At 40.2% G+C, this 16,035-nt stretch carries 13 protein-coding genes; 2 read left to right on the forward strand and 11 right to left on the reverse strand.

Features of this window, described 5'->3' with window-relative positions:
- From MKL62_RS09325 to MKL62_RS09360, 8 genes are all read right to left on the reverse strand, one after another.
- Entirely contained in the window at window positions 1-2,655 is a 2,655-nt protein-coding gene (locus tag MKL62_RS09325; protein WP_005128363.1) for an ATP-binding protein, read from the reverse strand.
- Window positions 2,656-2,693: 38 nt separating this feature from the next.
- Window positions 2,694-3,299, reverse strand: a complete 606-nt coding sequence (gene kdpC, locus MKL62_RS09330) for a potassium-transporting ATPase subunit KdpC (protein ID WP_005128362.1) — start codon at window positions 3,297-3,299, stop codon at window positions 2,694-2,696.
- A gap of 13 nt (window positions 3,300-3,312) precedes the next feature.
- Complete coding sequence (gene kdpB, locus MKL62_RS09335; RefSeq protein WP_005128361.1) at window positions 3,313-5,346, reverse strand: potassium-transporting ATPase subunit KdpB; 2,034 nt, start codon at window positions 5,344-5,346, stop codon at window positions 3,313-3,315.
- Between the two features lie 15 nt (window positions 5,347-5,361).
- Window positions 5,362-7,071 (reverse strand): potassium-transporting ATPase subunit KdpA, encoded by a 1,710-nt coding sequence (gene kdpA / locus MKL62_RS09340; protein WP_005128360.1) that lies wholly within the window; start codon window positions 7,069-7,071, stop codon window positions 5,362-5,364.
- 258 nt (window positions 7,072-7,329) lie between these two features.
- A complete protein-coding gene (locus MKL62_RS09345) occupies window positions 7,330-7,767 on the reverse strand; it encodes a 2-amino-4-hydroxy-6-hydroxymethyldihydropteridine diphosphokinase (RefSeq protein ID WP_005128359.1) in 438 nt (145 codons plus the stop codon).
- Window positions 7,724-8,104, reverse strand: coding sequence for a dihydroneopterin aldolase (gene folB, locus MKL62_RS09350; protein ID WP_000338779.1), 381 nt, complete (start codon window positions 8,102-8,104; stop codon window positions 7,724-7,726). Before folB ends, MKL62_RS09345 begins: the two co-directional genes overlap by 44 nt.
- Before the next feature lie 15 nt (window positions 8,105-8,119).
- Window positions 8,120-9,418 (reverse strand): ABC1 kinase family protein, encoded by a 1,299-nt coding sequence (locus MKL62_RS09355; protein ID WP_000739367.1) that lies wholly within the window; start codon window positions 9,416-9,418, stop codon window positions 8,120-8,122.
- 58 nt (window positions 9,419-9,476) lie between these two features.
- A complete protein-coding gene (locus tag MKL62_RS09360) occupies window positions 9,477-10,253 on the reverse strand; it encodes a HesA/MoeB/ThiF family protein (protein ID WP_000137898.1) in 777 nt (258 codons plus the stop codon).
- Window positions 10,254-10,421: 168 nt separating this feature from the next.
- Here MKL62_RS09360 and MKL62_RS09365 point away from each other — a divergent pair, with 168 nt between their 5' ends.
- Complete coding sequence (locus tag MKL62_RS09365) at window positions 10,422-11,000, forward strand: flavin reductase family protein (RefSeq protein ID WP_000083683.1); 579 nt, start codon at window positions 10,422-10,424, stop codon at window positions 10,998-11,000.
- Between the two features lie 44 nt (window positions 11,001-11,044).
- On the opposite strand, the gene MKL62_RS09370 is transcribed toward MKL62_RS09365, so the two are convergent.
- From MKL62_RS09370 to MKL62_RS09380, 3 genes are all read right to left on the reverse strand, one after another.
- A complete protein-coding gene (locus MKL62_RS09370) occupies window positions 11,045-12,688 on the reverse strand; it encodes an AMP-binding protein (protein ID WP_005128357.1) in 1,644 nt (547 codons plus the stop codon).
- Between the two features lie 220 nt (window positions 12,689-12,908).
- Complete coding sequence (locus tag MKL62_RS09375; protein ID WP_000602463.1) at window positions 12,909-14,045, reverse strand: acyl-CoA dehydrogenase family protein; 1,137 nt, start codon at window positions 14,043-14,045, stop codon at window positions 12,909-12,911.
- 18 nt (window positions 14,046-14,063) lie between these two features.
- Window positions 14,064-14,834, reverse strand: a complete 771-nt coding sequence (locus tag MKL62_RS09380) for a 3-hydroxyacyl-CoA dehydrogenase (protein ID WP_005128356.1) — start codon at window positions 14,832-14,834, stop codon at window positions 14,064-14,066.
- 165 nt (window positions 14,835-14,999) lie between these two features.
- Between MKL62_RS09380 and MKL62_RS09385 the strand changes: the two genes are divergently transcribed.
- Window positions 15,000-16,028, forward strand: coding sequence for an AraC family transcriptional regulator (locus tag MKL62_RS09385; protein WP_000261455.1), 1,029 nt, complete (start codon window positions 15,000-15,002; stop codon window positions 16,026-16,028).
- The last annotated feature ends 7 nt before the right edge of the window (window positions 16,029-16,035 follow it).

Consider the following 16,035-nt stretch of genomic DNA (forward strand, 5'->3'; position numbering starts at 1 on the left):
TTATTCTTTTACGGGGTGAATGGGTAATCTGATTTGAATTAAAGTACCTTTATTTTGGCGCCCTGAAAATGCTTCTATTGTACCCATATGAGCACCAATAATCGCTTTTACGATTGTAAGCCCTAAACCAGTACCAAACTTTCCACGGTCTCCTCGTTCCATCGTGTAAAACATATCGAAAATACGATGTCTTTCGTCTTCAGGAATTCCCGCACCTCTATCTTCAATTTCAATTTTTACTTCATCTTCTGACGAAAGTTGAGCAAGAATCATGACAGGTTCATCTGGAGGTGAAAAGTTTGCGGCATTTTCTAAAACATTAAAAATAGCTTGCTCTACCAGTGCTGGGTGAACATACAAACTAATTGGTTGCTCAGGTAACTGAACGACCACTTGCGTATCTGGTTTATAACGCTTTAAACGGCGGGTTGCCGAACCAATTAACTCATCTACCCCAATCCAGTCTCTTTTTAAAGTTAGACCTTCGTGTCCCAAACGGGTCATATCAAGCAAGTTTTGAATATAACGGTCTAAGCGCTCACCTTCTAAATGAATTGTTTGAAGCAGATCTTGTTGGTCTTGTTCTGTCATTTCAGCTTTAAAATTGGCAAGTGTGTCTGCTGCCCCAATAATAGAAGCGAGTGGCGAGCGTAAATCATGCGATACCGAAGATAATAAAGCAGAACGTAAGCGCTCTGTTTCACTGGTGACTTTTGCTTGTTCAAGCTCATTTACCAATTGGGTTCGAAGTGCTGCCTGTGCAATGTACTCAATTACACTTTCAGTCAATTTTTTTTGCTCAAAATTTAAGGAAACCACTTCATCCTTAAAGTAAATTCCCACTATACCTAGGCTATTTTTCTGCTCTAAAAGAGGTAAAAACCACCAGTTTGATTGACTAAGTGTATCGGTAAAACGCCCGCACGGTTGTTGATGTTTTAAACACCATTCTGCGGCTACTTTTTCTTTATCGTTTAGCTCAATATCAGATGAAATTATTTTATCTCGAATAGAAATCCACACTTTAGTTTGAAGTTGTGTTTCTAAAGTCATACATCCTGTTTGCATGACTTCTTCAAGATTCACTGCACTAGAAAGCTTACGTGCCAAGTCTTGCATTACCGTAGTGTAGGCATTGGCAGCTTTTAAAGATAAAACTTGCTGGCGTAACTGAGAAGCCAAACGCCCAGCAATTAAAGCTGCTGCAAAAAAAGCAACAACGGTGACCACCCCTTGGTGTGCTGAAATCTGAAAGGTATAACGCGGGGCAATAAAGAAAAAATTATAGGCCAAGAAACATATTAAGGCTGCCACTACGGCAGCTAACATTCGGGTTTTCGTTGCAACAATTAAAACAGAAATAATAAAAATGACAGAGAAGTCTTCAATACCAAATAGAACTTCGGCGAAGTGAGCTATAAAAATGCTACCGCACGTCACAGCTAAAACAAAAATGCTTTCTTTTAATGATAAAAATGATGGCTTTTCAAGTTGAGTTGTCTTTTTAGTGCCTTGTTCTGGATGCAATATTGTTAAAGCAATCGAGTTTTCTTGATTTAATAATTGCTGAGCTAAATTTTTCTTAAATAACTTTAACCACCACGGTGAAATACTTTTGCCAATAACCAGATTTGAAATACCTCGATCAACGGCGGCATCCATTAACACTGATGCAACTCGCGGCCCATATAAAACTTCAGTTCGACCACCTAGTTGTCGAGCCAACTCAAACGCACGGTCAATCTCAATATATTCTTTTTTATAAGAACTCACTGAACTCTGTCCAAAGTCCAAACTTTTAGCAACATTTACTACAGTCCATGTAGCACCATTACGTTCTGCTAAACGACAGCCTGCTCGCACTAAATATTCAGAAGAGCCTTGCCCATCTATCGCAATCATCAATTCATTTTGCAACGAGATAGACTTCAAACCTTTAGAGGCATAGCTCTCTTTTAAATCTGAATCGACATGTTCAGCAACGCATTGCATTGCCAGTTCACGTAATGCCGTTAAATTTGAAATGCTAAAAAAGCCTTGTAATGCCAGATTTGCTTGCTCTGGCACATAGACTTTTCCTTGGTGGAGCCTTTCAATGAGCTCACTGACGGGTAAATCAATTAAGCGGATGTCTCGAATACGATCAAATACCCGATCTGGTACCGTTTCATTTACTCGAATGCCCGTAATCTGGTACACCACATCATTCAGGCTTTCTAAATGTTGAATATTTATGGTCGTAAATACATCAATACCTGCGTCTAGCAATTCATTGACGTCTTGCCACCGTCGTTCATGACGACTATTTGGGACGTTGCGATGAGCCAACTCATCAACCAAAACGATTTGCGGATGCCTAAGTAAAATAGCATCCAAGTCCATTTCTTCTAAAGTATGCCCCTGATATTGCATTTCCTTTCTAGCAATCTGAGGCAACCCTTCCAAAATTTTTAGAGTTTCGATTCTTCCGTGGGTTTCAACAATACCAACAACGACATCTGTGCCCTGTTGAAATAATTCTTTGGCGCGGGCGAGCATGGCATAAGTTTTTCCTACACCAGGTGCCGCACCAAGAAAGACCGTTAGTCGACCGGCTTGATATCTGTTGACATGATTTAATAAGGCCTCAGCCTGATTTTCGCGATTGCTTTGCACTTGATATCATCCGGTAAACTAACAACTTTATTTTTAAGTTAATGTGTAGATTGTAATTGATCTAAGGCAATATTTAGCTCTAATACATTAACACGAGCTTGCCCCAATACACCAAACTGCTTCGGTTCAACATACTTTTGCAAAAGCTCTTCCACAACCTTAGGGTCTAAATGACGCGCTTGAGCCACTCTAGCAACCTGTAACTGAGCAGATTCAGGACTAATATGCGGATCAATACCACTACCAGATTTAGTCACCAAATCACTTGGTATAGGTGTATTGCCCGTGTGATCTTGTTTTTTCACAGCAAGAATCTGAGCATCAATTTGTTGCTGTAGCTCAGGATTAGTACGCGCTAAGTTTGTACCTGCCATCGCCATCGGGTCATAAGCGACTGCTGAAGGACGTGGATGAAAATAAGCCTCTCCAACAAATGGCTGAGCAACTAATTTTGACCCTAAAACTTTATGGTCTATTTCAATCAAACTACCATTTGCTTGATTTTTGAATAACACCTGTCCCGCACCTGTAGCGATCGCACTATAAATAGCACCGCAACCCACCAGAGTAAAAATTAATAATCCCAAAGATGCTCTTAAGGTCTGACCCAAATTTGCTTCTGAATTTTGTGCATAAGTTTTCATTTCAAACTCCAGATTACAAACCAAATAATTGAACAATCACTACATCAATCGCTTTGATGGCAATAAATGGTAGAACCACACCACCCACTCCATAAATCAACATATTTCGACGTAGTAACTGAGTTGCAGTTGAAGGTTTAAATTTGACGCCTCGGAGTGCGATTGGAATTAATAGCGGGATAATAATCGCGTTAAAAATTAATGCAGATAAAATCGCGCTGTTTGGACTTGCTAAGTGCATCACATTCAATACTTGCATTTGTGGAATCGCAGCAGCGAACAATGCAGGCAAGATGGCAAAGTATTTAGAGACGTCGTTTGCTAACGAAAATGTTGTTAAAGCACCACGGGTAATCAGCTGTTGTTTCCCAATCTCAATGACAGCGAGTAGTTTGGTTGGATCTGAGTCTAAATCAACCATGTTGCCGGCTTCTTTTGCAGCTTGTGTACCCGAGTTCATGGCTAGACCAATATCAGCTTGTGCTAATGCCGGCGCATCGTTGGTTCCGTCACCGACCATTGCAACTAAACGACCTCGTTGTTGTTCGGTGCGAATACAAGCCAATTTGTCTTCTGGTTTTGCTTCGGCAATATAGTCATCTACCCCTGCTTCAGCAGCAATCGCGGCCGCAGTTAATGGGTTATCACCTGTAACCATGACAGTTTTAATACCCATTTCTCTTAAACGAGCAAAACGTTCTTTAATACCGTGTTTAATCACATCTGAAAGCTCAATCACACCCAACACATGATGTTGATTAGCGACGACTAAAGGTGTTGCTCCTTTTTTGGCAACTTGTTCAACACGTGCTTTTAACTCTAAATCTTGAGAATAATCTTCATCTACAAATTTCAAGATTGCATCTAAAGCACCTTTACGAATTTGGTCGCCATTCGGTAAATTCACGCCAGAAATTCGAGTCGAAGCACTAAAAGAGATAAATTCGGCTTGCTCTGGTTCTTGCTGTTTTAAGCCTTGCTCTTTTGCCAACTTAACAATTGATTTCCCTTCTGGTGTTGGGTCGGCAAGTGAACTTACCCAAGCAGCAGCTCTCAACTCTGACTCGGTTACCGAAGTTAAGGGATAAAATGAAGTCGCTTGACGGTCACCATGAGTAATGGTTCCTGTTTTATCGAGTAAAAGCACATCAATGTCACCCGCGACTTCTACAGCTTTACCTGATTTCGCCAAAACATTGGCCTTGAGTGCACGGTTCATCCCCGCAATACCAATCGCAGGTAACAAGCCCCCAATGGTTGTAGGAATCAAGCAGACCAATAACGCCACGAGCACAACTGGATCAAGTTCAATATGCAAATACTTGGCAATAAATGGCAAGCTAATCACGACAATTAAAAACGTGATTGTCATCACCATTAACAAGAAGCCAAGCGCAATCTCATTCGGAGTTTTCTGGCGATTTGAGCCTTCAACCAAAGCAATCATACGGTCTAAGAAACTTTGACCAGATTCAGCAGTCACTTGCACAACAATACAATCTGTAAGTACTTTGGTTCCACCAATAACACCTGAACGGTCTGTTCCAGCTTCACGTAGCACAGGTGCTGACTCACCTGTAACAGCCGATTCATTAATAGTTGCAAAGCCTTCTACAATCTCACCGTCGGCTGGAACAAGCTCACCTGCATGTACTTCAATAAAATCATTTAAATGAAGTTCGGTCGCTGCAACTTGAGTCGCTTGACGGTCTGTCAAAGAGTTGAGTCTTCGAGCTGTTAAATTTTCTCTTGCTGCACGTAGTGAAGATGCCTGCCCACGGCCTCTAGCCTCTGCAACTGCTTCGGCATAGTTAGCAAATAAAATGGTAATAAACAAAATTGCTGTAACCACTAAACCAAATAACAGCGTGGTGTAACCTAAGATTGTACTAATGCCTGTAACCACTGTTCCAAGCCATACAATTGCCATCACAGGGTTTTTAATTGCGTGCTGCGGTAGCAGTTTCACAAATGCATTTTTCCAAACTTCAAAATTTGGCACTGCCATGGTTTTTTTATGGCTATTTACATGAGTTTGTGTATTCATTTTTCACTCGCCTCCTTAGCCTTTAACCAACAAAAGTTGATCGGCAATTGGCCCAAGGACAAGAACTGGCATAAATTGTAATAAGGTAAGCAACACAACAATCGTAATCAGCGTTAAAGCAAAGGTTGGAGTTTCAACCTGAAGACTACCTGCTGTTTCGGGTGCTTTTCTTTTTGCTGCTAAACGTGTTGCGACCATTAATGGCAAAATTAAGGTCGGAAAACGTCCTAACAGTAGAGCAATACTACAAGTGACATTCCACCATACAGTGTTGTCTCCAAGACCTTCGAAACCTGAACCATTGTTGGCAAATGCAGAAACATATTCATAGAACACTTGGCTAATACCATGTGGTCCTGGATTACTAATTCCAGATATGCCTGGAACGCTGAGGCTTAATGCGGTAAATGCAAGAATAACAAGAGGTTGAATCAAGATAATAATCGCGAGCAACTTAATTTCTGCTGCTTCAATCTTGCGTCCAAACAACTCTGGAGTACGACCTGTCATTAAACCTGCAATAAATACTGCGAGTAACAGATAAATCATAAACTGTTGCAGACCACAGCCCACACCACCCCAAATGGCATTAATCAGCATGTTAATGAGTTCGACTAAACCGGTAAGCGGCGCAGAAGAATCATGCATCATATTGACCGAGCCGTTATTCACCTGTGTAGTGATAGCTGCCCAAACTGCTGATGCAGCTGGTCCAAATCGTTGTTCTTTACCTTCCATTACGGCAAGCTGAGATGCTGTCGATGACATACTCTCAGACCAGACAGCCGCTGCACCTGAAATAATCGACATGAAAAGCATGCTGCCAAACACAAAGTAGGCAAATTTTTTACGCTGAGTAAAATGCCCTACCATAAAAATGACTGTAATTGGAATAAGTAAGATCGCAATCATTTCTAGTAAATTAGAAAGTGGTGTTGGATTTTCTAAAGGCACAGAACTATTTGGACCGTACCAACCACCACCGTTACTACCTAATTGCTTAATCGCCACCATTGGCGCAACTGGCCCTAAAGGAATTTTTTGAGTTTCAACGCTATTGGCTTTATCAATAAGCTGTACTTCTGGCCCGCCTTGGAAAGTTGCTGGCACGCCTTGGCTGTTAAGCAATAATGACCAGACAAAACAGAGTGGAAGCAAAAAGCGAACTGTAGGACGAATTACATCTGCCCAATAATTACCAATTAAAATTTGATCTGGCTGCTCGGCAACATCGGCCGCAATATGACTTGGACGCTGATAAAAGAAAGCTCTTAATGTTGCAACAACCAAAGCCAGCCCCATCATGGGCGTAATGACTTGCAAACCTACAATACCTGTCATTTGCGATAAATAAGATAACTGAGCTTGCCCAGAATAATGCTGTTGATTGGTATTAGTTAAAAATGAAATAACCGTGTGTAACGCTAAATCCCAACTCATATTTGGTGCATGGTTAGGGTTTAATGGTAGCCATGCTTGCGTCATAAAAATAGCAAAAACGGCTACAGCTAAAAAAATACAGCTAACAACAAATGCTAAAGAATATTGTTTCCAGTTCATTTGTTGTTGGGGAGATATACCTAACAAGCGATATACAGGATTTTCAATCCAGCGAAATAATCCATCACCCCACATCGGCTGATTTGCCATCACTTTGGATAGATATTTACTGAGGCACCATGCTAGAAAAATAGCAATAAATAAAACAAGTATAAGTTCTAACATGGCTATTCTCCTCTATACCCCTTGGCTTGATTTGCCAAACTGGAAATAAGGAGAGATGGAGAAATATCATTTGTTTTAAGTCCGCATAAGACAATGCCAGACTGATGCAAGATGCGCATTTGAGAATTTATAAGCATCTTTATTGTCCTGAAATAACACTAATTTAGTGAATTTCAGTATCGATAAAATGCCCGTAAATTCTCTATTGAAGAAGTCAAAACCCGCGTAAAGTTTGCGTAAAATTTAGTTTGAAAGGCATTAAACTTTAAAATTAACGACTGGATAAAGCGGACTATCAACCTTTAAGGTTTCACAATCCCAAAGTTCATATAAAGGAATTTTTACATCGAGTGCTAACGGCAATTTTTTAGAATTAAATTGCATATGGTCCAGATCACTTCCCCATGCAATCAAATCTACATCTAAAGAAATATGATGCGACGGACGAACACGCCCAGAATCTGACTCAAGTTTCTTTAAAAAAGATTCAATTTGATCACACGATAAAGTGCTTTTTAATAGACATGCTGAATTCCAATAATCATCTCCAATACCATCTCGGCATGGAATTTGATAAACAGATGAAAACTGCACTTTCCCCAAAGTTGCCAATTGCGTATAAGCAAAAGTAAAGTGCTGATCTGCGTCTAAATTACTCGCTAGGGCGAGCGCAAAAATTGTTTCTGGTGCGTTCAAGACGAATTCCTACAGCATTTGCTTCTGCAATGATGGCTGGCTTACGGATGGTTATGGTAATTTTTTCAATTGTTGGAAAGGTTTCAAACAGACATTGCAGAACGAGATGTGCTGCATGCTCAATTAATTCAGGCTTGGCTTTCTGAATGGTTTGAGCCGATAATTCACAAATCTGGGCATAGTTGAGTGTGTCCTCAAGCTTGTCAGACGCTGCAGCTCGGCTCAAATCATTATGGATGGTTAAATCCAACATCAAAGGTTGAATGATTTGTCTTTCCCAGTTGAAACAGCCAATCACTGTCTCAACCTTCAAGCCTTCAATAATAATGGCATCCATAAATTTAAACTGACCTTAGTGCTTTAACAACGAAGCAGGTTCCATATTTTGAACCATTTTCAAACGTTGGTCTGCATAAATATCAGTATAAGGTGCGAGTACGCGCATAAAACGATCGAAATAAAGCATTTGCTTAAATAATAAGGCAAAATCTCGAGGGAATTTAATACCATGACGCTCACCAACAGCTACCATATCCATCATGATGTCGTTTAAATCGGCTGGATTAGAAGCCAAAATCTGCTGTGGATCGGCCATTAACACACCATTAAATAAACGCTCTAGGTCTTGTGCTAAAACCTGAACGTCAATTTTATTATGGGTCATACCCATTTTGAGCATGTTTTCAGCCATTGCCTGATAATCAGTTTTTTGTAAAGCATCCATAAAGGCAATACATGCTGTCCAAACTTCCGGCTTTAACTGCCCTACAATACCGAAATCAATAAAACCAACACGGCCATCTTCAAGCAGCATTAGATTTCCAGCATGTAAGTCCGCATGGAAGCTCTTGCATAGCATTAAGCTACCAAACCATGTGTTCATGGCAGTAATGAGTACTTGCGATGGATCTTTAGCATATTGTTTAACAACGCTAAAGTCTGTCAAAGGGACCCCATATAAACGCTGCATGGTCAAAACACGGCGCGTAGAAAACTGATGATAAACTTTAGGTGCAGTAGCAGCTTGGTTTTGAGAAATATTTAAATATTCCACAAAGTCATCTAAATTTTGTGCTTCTTCAATGAAATCGACTTCACGAACCATACGTGTTTTAATTTCATCAACAATGTCAGAAAGAGCGGCAAATTTAATTTTAGGTACCGCACGTTCAAGCAATTTAGCAGCCCAATGCACCACATTTAGGTCAGTGTACAAAATGGTTTCAACACCCGGTTTCTGTACTTTAATAACGACATCTTCACCAGTAGTTAATTTAGCCGCATGAACCTGAGCAATTGAGGCAGAAGCTAGTGGTGTTTCATCGATATAACTAAAAATCTGGCTTAAATCACGCCCTTCAAACTCAGACGCAAGTACACCTTGAATATAGCTAAAAGGTAAAGTTGGGGTCTGGTCTAAACAGCCTTGGAATTCTTCTACATACTCACGTGGGAATAGCGATGGGGTACTCGCGATAAACTGACCAAGCTTAATATATGTTGAACCAAGCGACTCAAAAGTCTCACGCATGAGTTTGGCATTACTTGGCTTATCAGTTGCATACTTAATACCGGCTTTAGCCGCAACTACTGCGGTTTCACCGATGCGGGCAACGGAGCGCAATCCATCAAATAAAATATTTTTTTTCATATTTCTTTAAAACCAGAATATTCAAATCAAGTGTAGCAAATTTTGGTTTATTTGCTGATTAGCTTGCCTGACAAAGTGGACAATTTATGTCTTTATCAAAATTAACAATACGTTGCATCATATTTAACCCATCCCAAAGTAACAGTTTTTGTTTTAGCGGCGTTCTGTTTAGTCCTAAATACAATAAAGTGTGATGTGCTTGTAATGACGCAATCATTACAGGTGTAGTCGCAAGCACACCAGATTCCGCACATCGCAGCCCTTCATTGGCATGTTGTTCTTTCGGGAACAAACATTCATAACAAGCTGAATCACCTTCAACCATAAACATTTGCGCCTGAAAACCAATTGCAGAAGCGCTGATTAATGCGACTTGATGCTTTTTACAAGCTGCATTCACTAAATAACGCGTTGTAAAGTTATCACAGCCATCTAAAACGACGTCTTGATGTTCAACTAGTTTATCAATGTTATGTTCGTCTAAACGTTCGTTAAAGTATTCAACACAGATATAAGGGTTAATTTTCTGTAACCGTTTAGCTAAAACTTCAGCTTTATAACGTCCAATATCTTCATGACCAAATGCGATTTGACGTTGTAAATTACTTATCTCAATGGTATCTGCATCAATGAGGGTAATTTTCCCGACTCCTGCTCGTGCAAGTAGTTCCGCGCTACTACAGCCTATTCCGCCAGCACCGACAATCAATACATTGGCCAGTTTAAGTTTTTCCTGAGCTTCAATATCCCATCCATCAAGTAAAATCTGACGGCTATAGAGATGCATTTCTTCATCACTTAACTCTACAAAATCGATATCTTGAAGCTCGGTCACACGTTAATCCTTTCACTTAGAAGCCAAATGATTTTATGACTAAGTCAATCATTATGAAAGCTATAAAATGGAAACAACTTTTTATTCGGTTAATACCCTATCACATTACTTCTCTCACACTTTCTGCAACAATAAAGCTATCTGTTTTCTGTATTACTTAGGCTAAATATGTCCCAATCATATATTGCACCAGTAGAGTTAGAAAAAGCTTATCGTTTGTTAAATCATGGTCCAACTGTACTAGTCTCTGCTCAGCATGGTGATGACCGTAACGTGATGGCTGCCGCATGGGCATGTGCCTTAGAGTTTAAACCTGCTAAAGTGACCGTCGTTTTAGATAAAAGTACTAAAACCCGACAGCTGGTTGAGCAAAGTGGTTATTTCACACTACAAGTTCCTTGCTATGCACAGCTCAATATGACCAAGCAACTTGGTACCATTAGCAAATTAGATGACCCACAAAAACTTGAACACTGCGGGGTTGAACTGTTTTATCAAAAAGATCTGACCAGTCCGCTTGTATCAGGTTGTATCGCATGGCTGGTATGTAAACTTATTCCTGAACCACATAATCAGTCAGCTCATGACCTATTTATTGGTTCTGTTGTAGGTGCATGGGCAGATAGTCGCGTTTTTAGAGATGGGCACTGGCATTTTCAGGATGCACCAAAAGAACTTCGTAGTCTGCACTATATTGCTGGTGGCACATTTTATTTAATTGGCGAGGAAGTGAAAGCCGATCTTTAATATAAAGAATAAAGGGAAATTCTAAATATTTCCCTTTGTTCAAATTAGCTTGCGTAGGCTTGCTGCATTTTTGCAATTTCTTGCTGCTTCAACAGTCCTCTTTGAATTTTTCCGCTCGTGGTTTTCGGTAGACTGTCCACAAACTCAATCTCTTTTGGATAAGCATGACGAGATAAACGGTTACGAACATATTGCTGTAACTTATCTTTTAATGTTTCACACGCTTGATAAGCAGGCTTAAGTACCACAAAAGCTTTGACTATTTCGGTTCGTTCCGGATCTGGCTTACCAATTACTGCTGACTCTAATACGGCCTCACACTCTAATAAAGTACTTTCAACATCAAATGGTCCAACTCGATAACCCGAAGTTGTAATGACATCGTCAGCACGACCCACAAAATCAATGCCCCCATGTTCATTTAAAGTGACCGTGTCACCAGTTAAATAATACTTACCAACAAACGATTTTCGATTATTGCCACCATAGCCTTTAAACCACATTAATGGCGATTGCTCCGAGTCCATTGCCAAAATACCAATACCACCAGTTGGCAATTCTTGATAATTTTGGTCTAACACCGCAAAACGATGCCCAGGAATTGCAAAACCAGCTGAACCTACTTTTAATGGATGCTCAAGCGCATGATGATTTGCAATCACCATCCCTAGCTCAGTTTGGCCATATTGATCAAAAATATTGACCTCTAAATCCTGCTTAAACCAGTTTACAACCTCAGGAGTTAATGGCTCACCTGCACTGCTCACTACGCGTAAATGTTGTTTAATTGAAGGGTCAAATTTTTCCTTAAAACCAAAGAACATGCGAAATGCTGTTGGAGATCCTGTTAAATTACTTACTTTATATTTTTTAATTAACTCAATTGCCTGATCTACATTAAATGAACGCTCATCCATAATAATGCCATGACCCAAGCTTAAAGGCCCGGTAATGCCATAATACAAACCATATGCCCAGCCCGGATCTGCCAGATTCCAGAACATATCCTCTTCACGCAAATCAACGGCATGGGTCATATAACCTTTAAATGCTAAAATTGCTTTTAGTGGAACAGGTACAGACTTCGCAAGTCCAGTTGTGCCTGAGGTAAACATCATTAAAAAGTCATCATCAAAGCTACGATTTACTGGCTCACATTGCTCAGAATATCGTTGTAAAGATTGCCAAAAATCAAAGTCATGCTCAGATAAAAGACCTGTTTGATGAACAGTGACAATAACCGGAACATTCAAGGTATTCAGTTTAGGGCGCTGTTCATCATTGGTCACAATCAATTTAGTTTGAGCAGTCGTAATTCGGTGATCAATCGATTTTGCTTCAAAGGCAGTAAATAAAGGCTGATAAATAGCGCCTATACGCCACGTTGCCAAAATTGTAATTAATAACTCAGGCGTTCTTGGTAGAAGTCCTGCAATACAATCTCCAGCTTGAATTCCTTGTGCTTTAAAGAAGTTAGCAAGTTTTCCAGAAAGTTCAGCAAGTTGTTCGAACGTATAGTGCTCTGCCTGCCCGTTTTTTCCTTCCCAGATAAGCGCTGTTTTATTTTTTCCTACATAACGCTCACAGCACTCAACATAAGCATTTATTGCTTGGGGATGCCCAACAAGTTGCTCTTCGATGAGCCTTGTAAGATCAAATTGCTGATAAGCTTCTGCCAAAGTTTTCATGATGCTCACCTTCATTCCGTTTGATGATTGATTTTGTGTAAGGCCACAAAATCTGTCCTGACTGTTATTGTTTTAGCTAAAGCTTGAAGAATATTTCTTCAACTTTTCCATCTATTTCAAACAAAACTAATAGCAAAAATGCATCATTTCAATTGCAAGAAACCGCACATAGTGTGCGGCTTCTTGCAGTTTTAAGTTTAAAAACTCAATACTTTATGATCTAAACTTGAGCCACTTCACGAGCAATCACCAAGCGCTGAATATCAGAAGCACCTTCATAAATCTGGCTTACACGAACATCCCGATAAATTCTCTCAACAGGGAAATCACTGACGTATCCATAACCGCCATGAATCTGGATTGCATCCGAACATACTCGCTCAGCCATAGTTGATGCAAAGAGTTTCGCCATTGAGGCCTCTTTTAAACAAGGTAGTCCCGCATCTTTTAAAGTTGCAGCATGCAAAACTAGCTGATGTGCCGCTTCAATCTGAGTCGCCATATCAGCTAAGCGAAAACCAACCGCCTGATGCTGAACCAGCTCTACACCGAAGGCCTTACGTTCATTTGCGTATTGGACAGCAGCATCAAAAGCAGCTCTTGCCATACCAACAGACTGAGCAGCAATACCAATACGTCCAGCCGCTAAATTAGATAACGCAATTTTATAACCCTCACCCTCTTGCCCTACCAAATTTTCTAAAGGAATTCGGCAGTCCTCTAACGTAATGGTTGCGGTGTCCGAAGCATGTTGACCCATTTTGTCTTCAATACGAGTCACCAAGTAACCTGGTGTATTGGTCGGTACAAGAAAGCACGAAATGCCTTTTTTGCCAGCCTGTTTATCTGTAACCGCAAATACCAAAGCCACTTGAGCATTTTTACCACTGGTAATAAATTGCTTTACGCCATTGAGAACCCAATGGTCGCCATCTCGCTCGGCTTTACATAAAATCGCGCTCGCATCGGAACCGACATGTGGCTCAGTTAAACAAAAGCATCCTAGCCATTCACCAGAGGCAAATTTTGGCAAATAGGTTTGTTTTTGCTGCTCTGAACCGTATGCCAGTGTAATACCGCAAATCAAAGAGTTTTGTACGCTTACGATTGTCGAAATAGCACCATCGCCTGCGGCAATTTCCTCAATTGCGAGTACCAAAGATACATAATCCATTCCGGCACCGCCCCATTCATCGGGCACAGTCATCCCCATAGCGCCTAGGGCGCCTAAGTCTTTTAATTCCTGAGCCGGAAATTCATGGGTCTTATCGCGATGTGCAGCAGTTGGTTTTAACTGATTTTGCGCATAGTTACGCATCATCTCCTGAACCATACTTTGTTCAGCATTTAGAATCATTTCAACATCCTTATTTTATTATTTTGCTGCCATGCGAATTGCACCATCTAGACGGATGACTTCACCATTTAAGTAAGAGTTTTCAGCAATATGGGCAACCAAACGAGCAAACTCTTCTGGTTTTCCTAAACGAGATGGGTACGGCACCATTTGCCCCAAAGCATCTTGTACATTTTGTGGCATACCCTTAAGCATTGGAGTTTCCATAATTCCCGGTGCAATGGTCATAATACGAATGGCATGTCGTGCTAGCTCACGAGCAATCGGCAAAGTCATCGCCACAATAGCGCCTTTTGATGCAGAATAAGCTGCCTGTCCAATTTGACCGTCAAATGCCGCAACAGAAGCAGTGTTCACAATGATGCCACGGTCTTCTTCCCCTTCTTCAACCGTGTTTTTGCTCATTGCATCTGCTGCAAAACGCAACATGTTAAATGTACCTGTGACATTAATATTTAAAGTCTTTGCAAATAACCCCAAGTCATGAACGCCCTCACGGCCAACTACTTTTGCAGAAGGGCCAATACCGGCACAGTTCACCAAACCATGCAAATAACCATGTTTAACCAACACATCTTTAAAGAACTGCTCAGCAGCTGCTTCATCGGTTACATCAAGTTTTACAAAGTCAGCTTTTGGTCCTAGTTGTTTCGCCTGCTGCTCACCTGCTTCTACATTCATGTCTACTAATGTGACTGAGGCACCCTGCTTTACCAAATACTCAGCAGTTGCAGCCCCTAAGCCAGAGCCACCACCTGTAATCACAAAATGTTTTCCTTGAATTTTCATTATGTAACGTCCTATAGAAATGTTCTTTAACCTTAGTAGTGAGAGTAAAAGTTGTTTTTTTCCGATACAATTTCAAAAAACCTCAAAATGCTTGCAGCTTTTGATCAATCCAAATTTTGAATATGAAATATTTCACTTGAAATACGTAAAAAATGAGTCTTTGACATGGTTGTCCAATCTTCTTTAAGTAAAGGAACAATTTCGATTGCACTGGTACATGAAGCATTAAGTGCGGCTTATGCCAAAGGGCTCAATACTCAAATTATTTTGAATAAAGCTGGCATTCCTGCTGAATTACTTATGACACCTAAAGCGCGTGTTCCGGTAGCAACGTATGCACAATTATGGATAGAACTTGCCAATGCCATGGATGACGAGTTTTTTGGCATGGATAGTCACCCTATGCGCCGTGGTAGTTATAAATTACTTACAAAACTCGTCAGTACGGCTGAAACTTTAGAAAAAGCACTCTACGATATTTTGAAGTTTTTTAATTTTGTGCTTGACGATATACGAGGAGAACTCATTCGAGAACAAGAAAAAGCTTATTTGGTGATTCATGATCAAGAACAACCCAAACGTATGTTTACCTACGCAACCTTTTTAATGTTGGTACATGGGCTTATGTGTTGGTTAGTTGATCAAAGAATTAGTTTAAACAGTATTGCGGTACGTTGTCCAAAACCGAACGATATTCAAGATTATTTGGTACGCTTTTGTGAAGATATAGACTTTAATGCCGAGATAAATCAGATTGAATTTGATGCACACTATTTAGATATAAAAATTAAAAAAGATAAAAAAGCGCTTTACGATTTTTTAGAGCAAACTCCACAAAATCTTTTAGTTCGCTTTAAAAATGAAAATGCATTGAGTGTTGTTATTCGGCGTCATTTATTAAAACTTCACCCAGCCGAATGGCCTGAACTCAAAGATGTCGCACAGCAGCTCAATATTTCAGAAGCTACCGTTCAACGCCGACTCAAACATGAAGGAGTGAGTTATCAACAAATTAAAAATGAAATTCGCTGTGATATTGCAATTGAACGTTTAAGCAAAAGCAATGATTCAATACAAGATATTAGTGAAGACTTAAATTTCCATGACCCGAGTGCATTTCACCGTGCTTTTAAAAAATGGACAGGTGTTAGCCCCGGCGCTTATCGGGAAGCAACCCTTAACTCTACAGCTTAAGTTTTTC

This window comes from Acinetobacter sp. AOR01_HL, assembly GCF_027855455.1.
Classification (GTDB): domain Bacteria; phylum Pseudomonadota; class Gammaproteobacteria; order Pseudomonadales; family Moraxellaceae; genus Acinetobacter; species Acinetobacter baumannii.

Excerpts from the sequence above, each read along its gene's own strand:
- kdpC (WP_005128362.1), bottom strand. The coding sequence starts at position 3,299 with ATGAAAACTTATGCACAAAATTCAGAAGCAAATTTGGGTCAGACCTTA.
- kdpB (WP_005128361.1), bottom strand. The coding sequence starts at position 5,346 with ATGAATACACAAACTCATGTAAATAGCCATAAAAAAACCATGGCAGTG.
- kdpA (WP_005128360.1), bottom strand. The coding sequence starts at position 7,071 with ATGTTAGAACTTATACTTGTTTTATTTATTGCTATTTTTCTAGCATGG.
- folB (WP_000338779.1), bottom strand. The coding sequence starts at position 8,104 with ATGGATGCCATTATTATTGAAGGCTTGAAGGTTGAGACAGTGATTGGC.
- MKL62_RS09355 (WP_000739367.1), bottom strand. The coding sequence starts at position 9,418 with ATGAAAAAAAATATTTTATTTGATGGATTGCGCTCCGTTGCCCGCATC.
- MKL62_RS09365 (WP_000083683.1), top strand. The coding sequence starts at position 10,422 with ATGTCCCAATCATATATTGCACCAGTAGAGTTAGAAAAAGCTTATCGT.
- MKL62_RS09370 (WP_005128357.1), bottom strand. The coding sequence starts at position 12,688 with ATGAAAACTTTGGCAGAAGCTTATCAGCAATTTGATCTTACAAGGCTC.
- MKL62_RS09375 (WP_000602463.1), bottom strand. The coding sequence starts at position 14,045 with ATGATTCTAAATGCTGAACAAAGTATGGTTCAGGAGATGATGCGTAAC.
- MKL62_RS09380 (WP_005128356.1), bottom strand. The coding sequence starts at position 14,834 with ATGAAAATTCAAGGAAAACATTTTGTGATTACAGGTGGTGGCTCTGGC.
- MKL62_RS09385 (WP_000261455.1), top strand. The coding sequence starts at position 15,000 with ATGGTTGTCCAATCTTCTTTAAGTAAAGGAACAATTTCGATTGCACTG.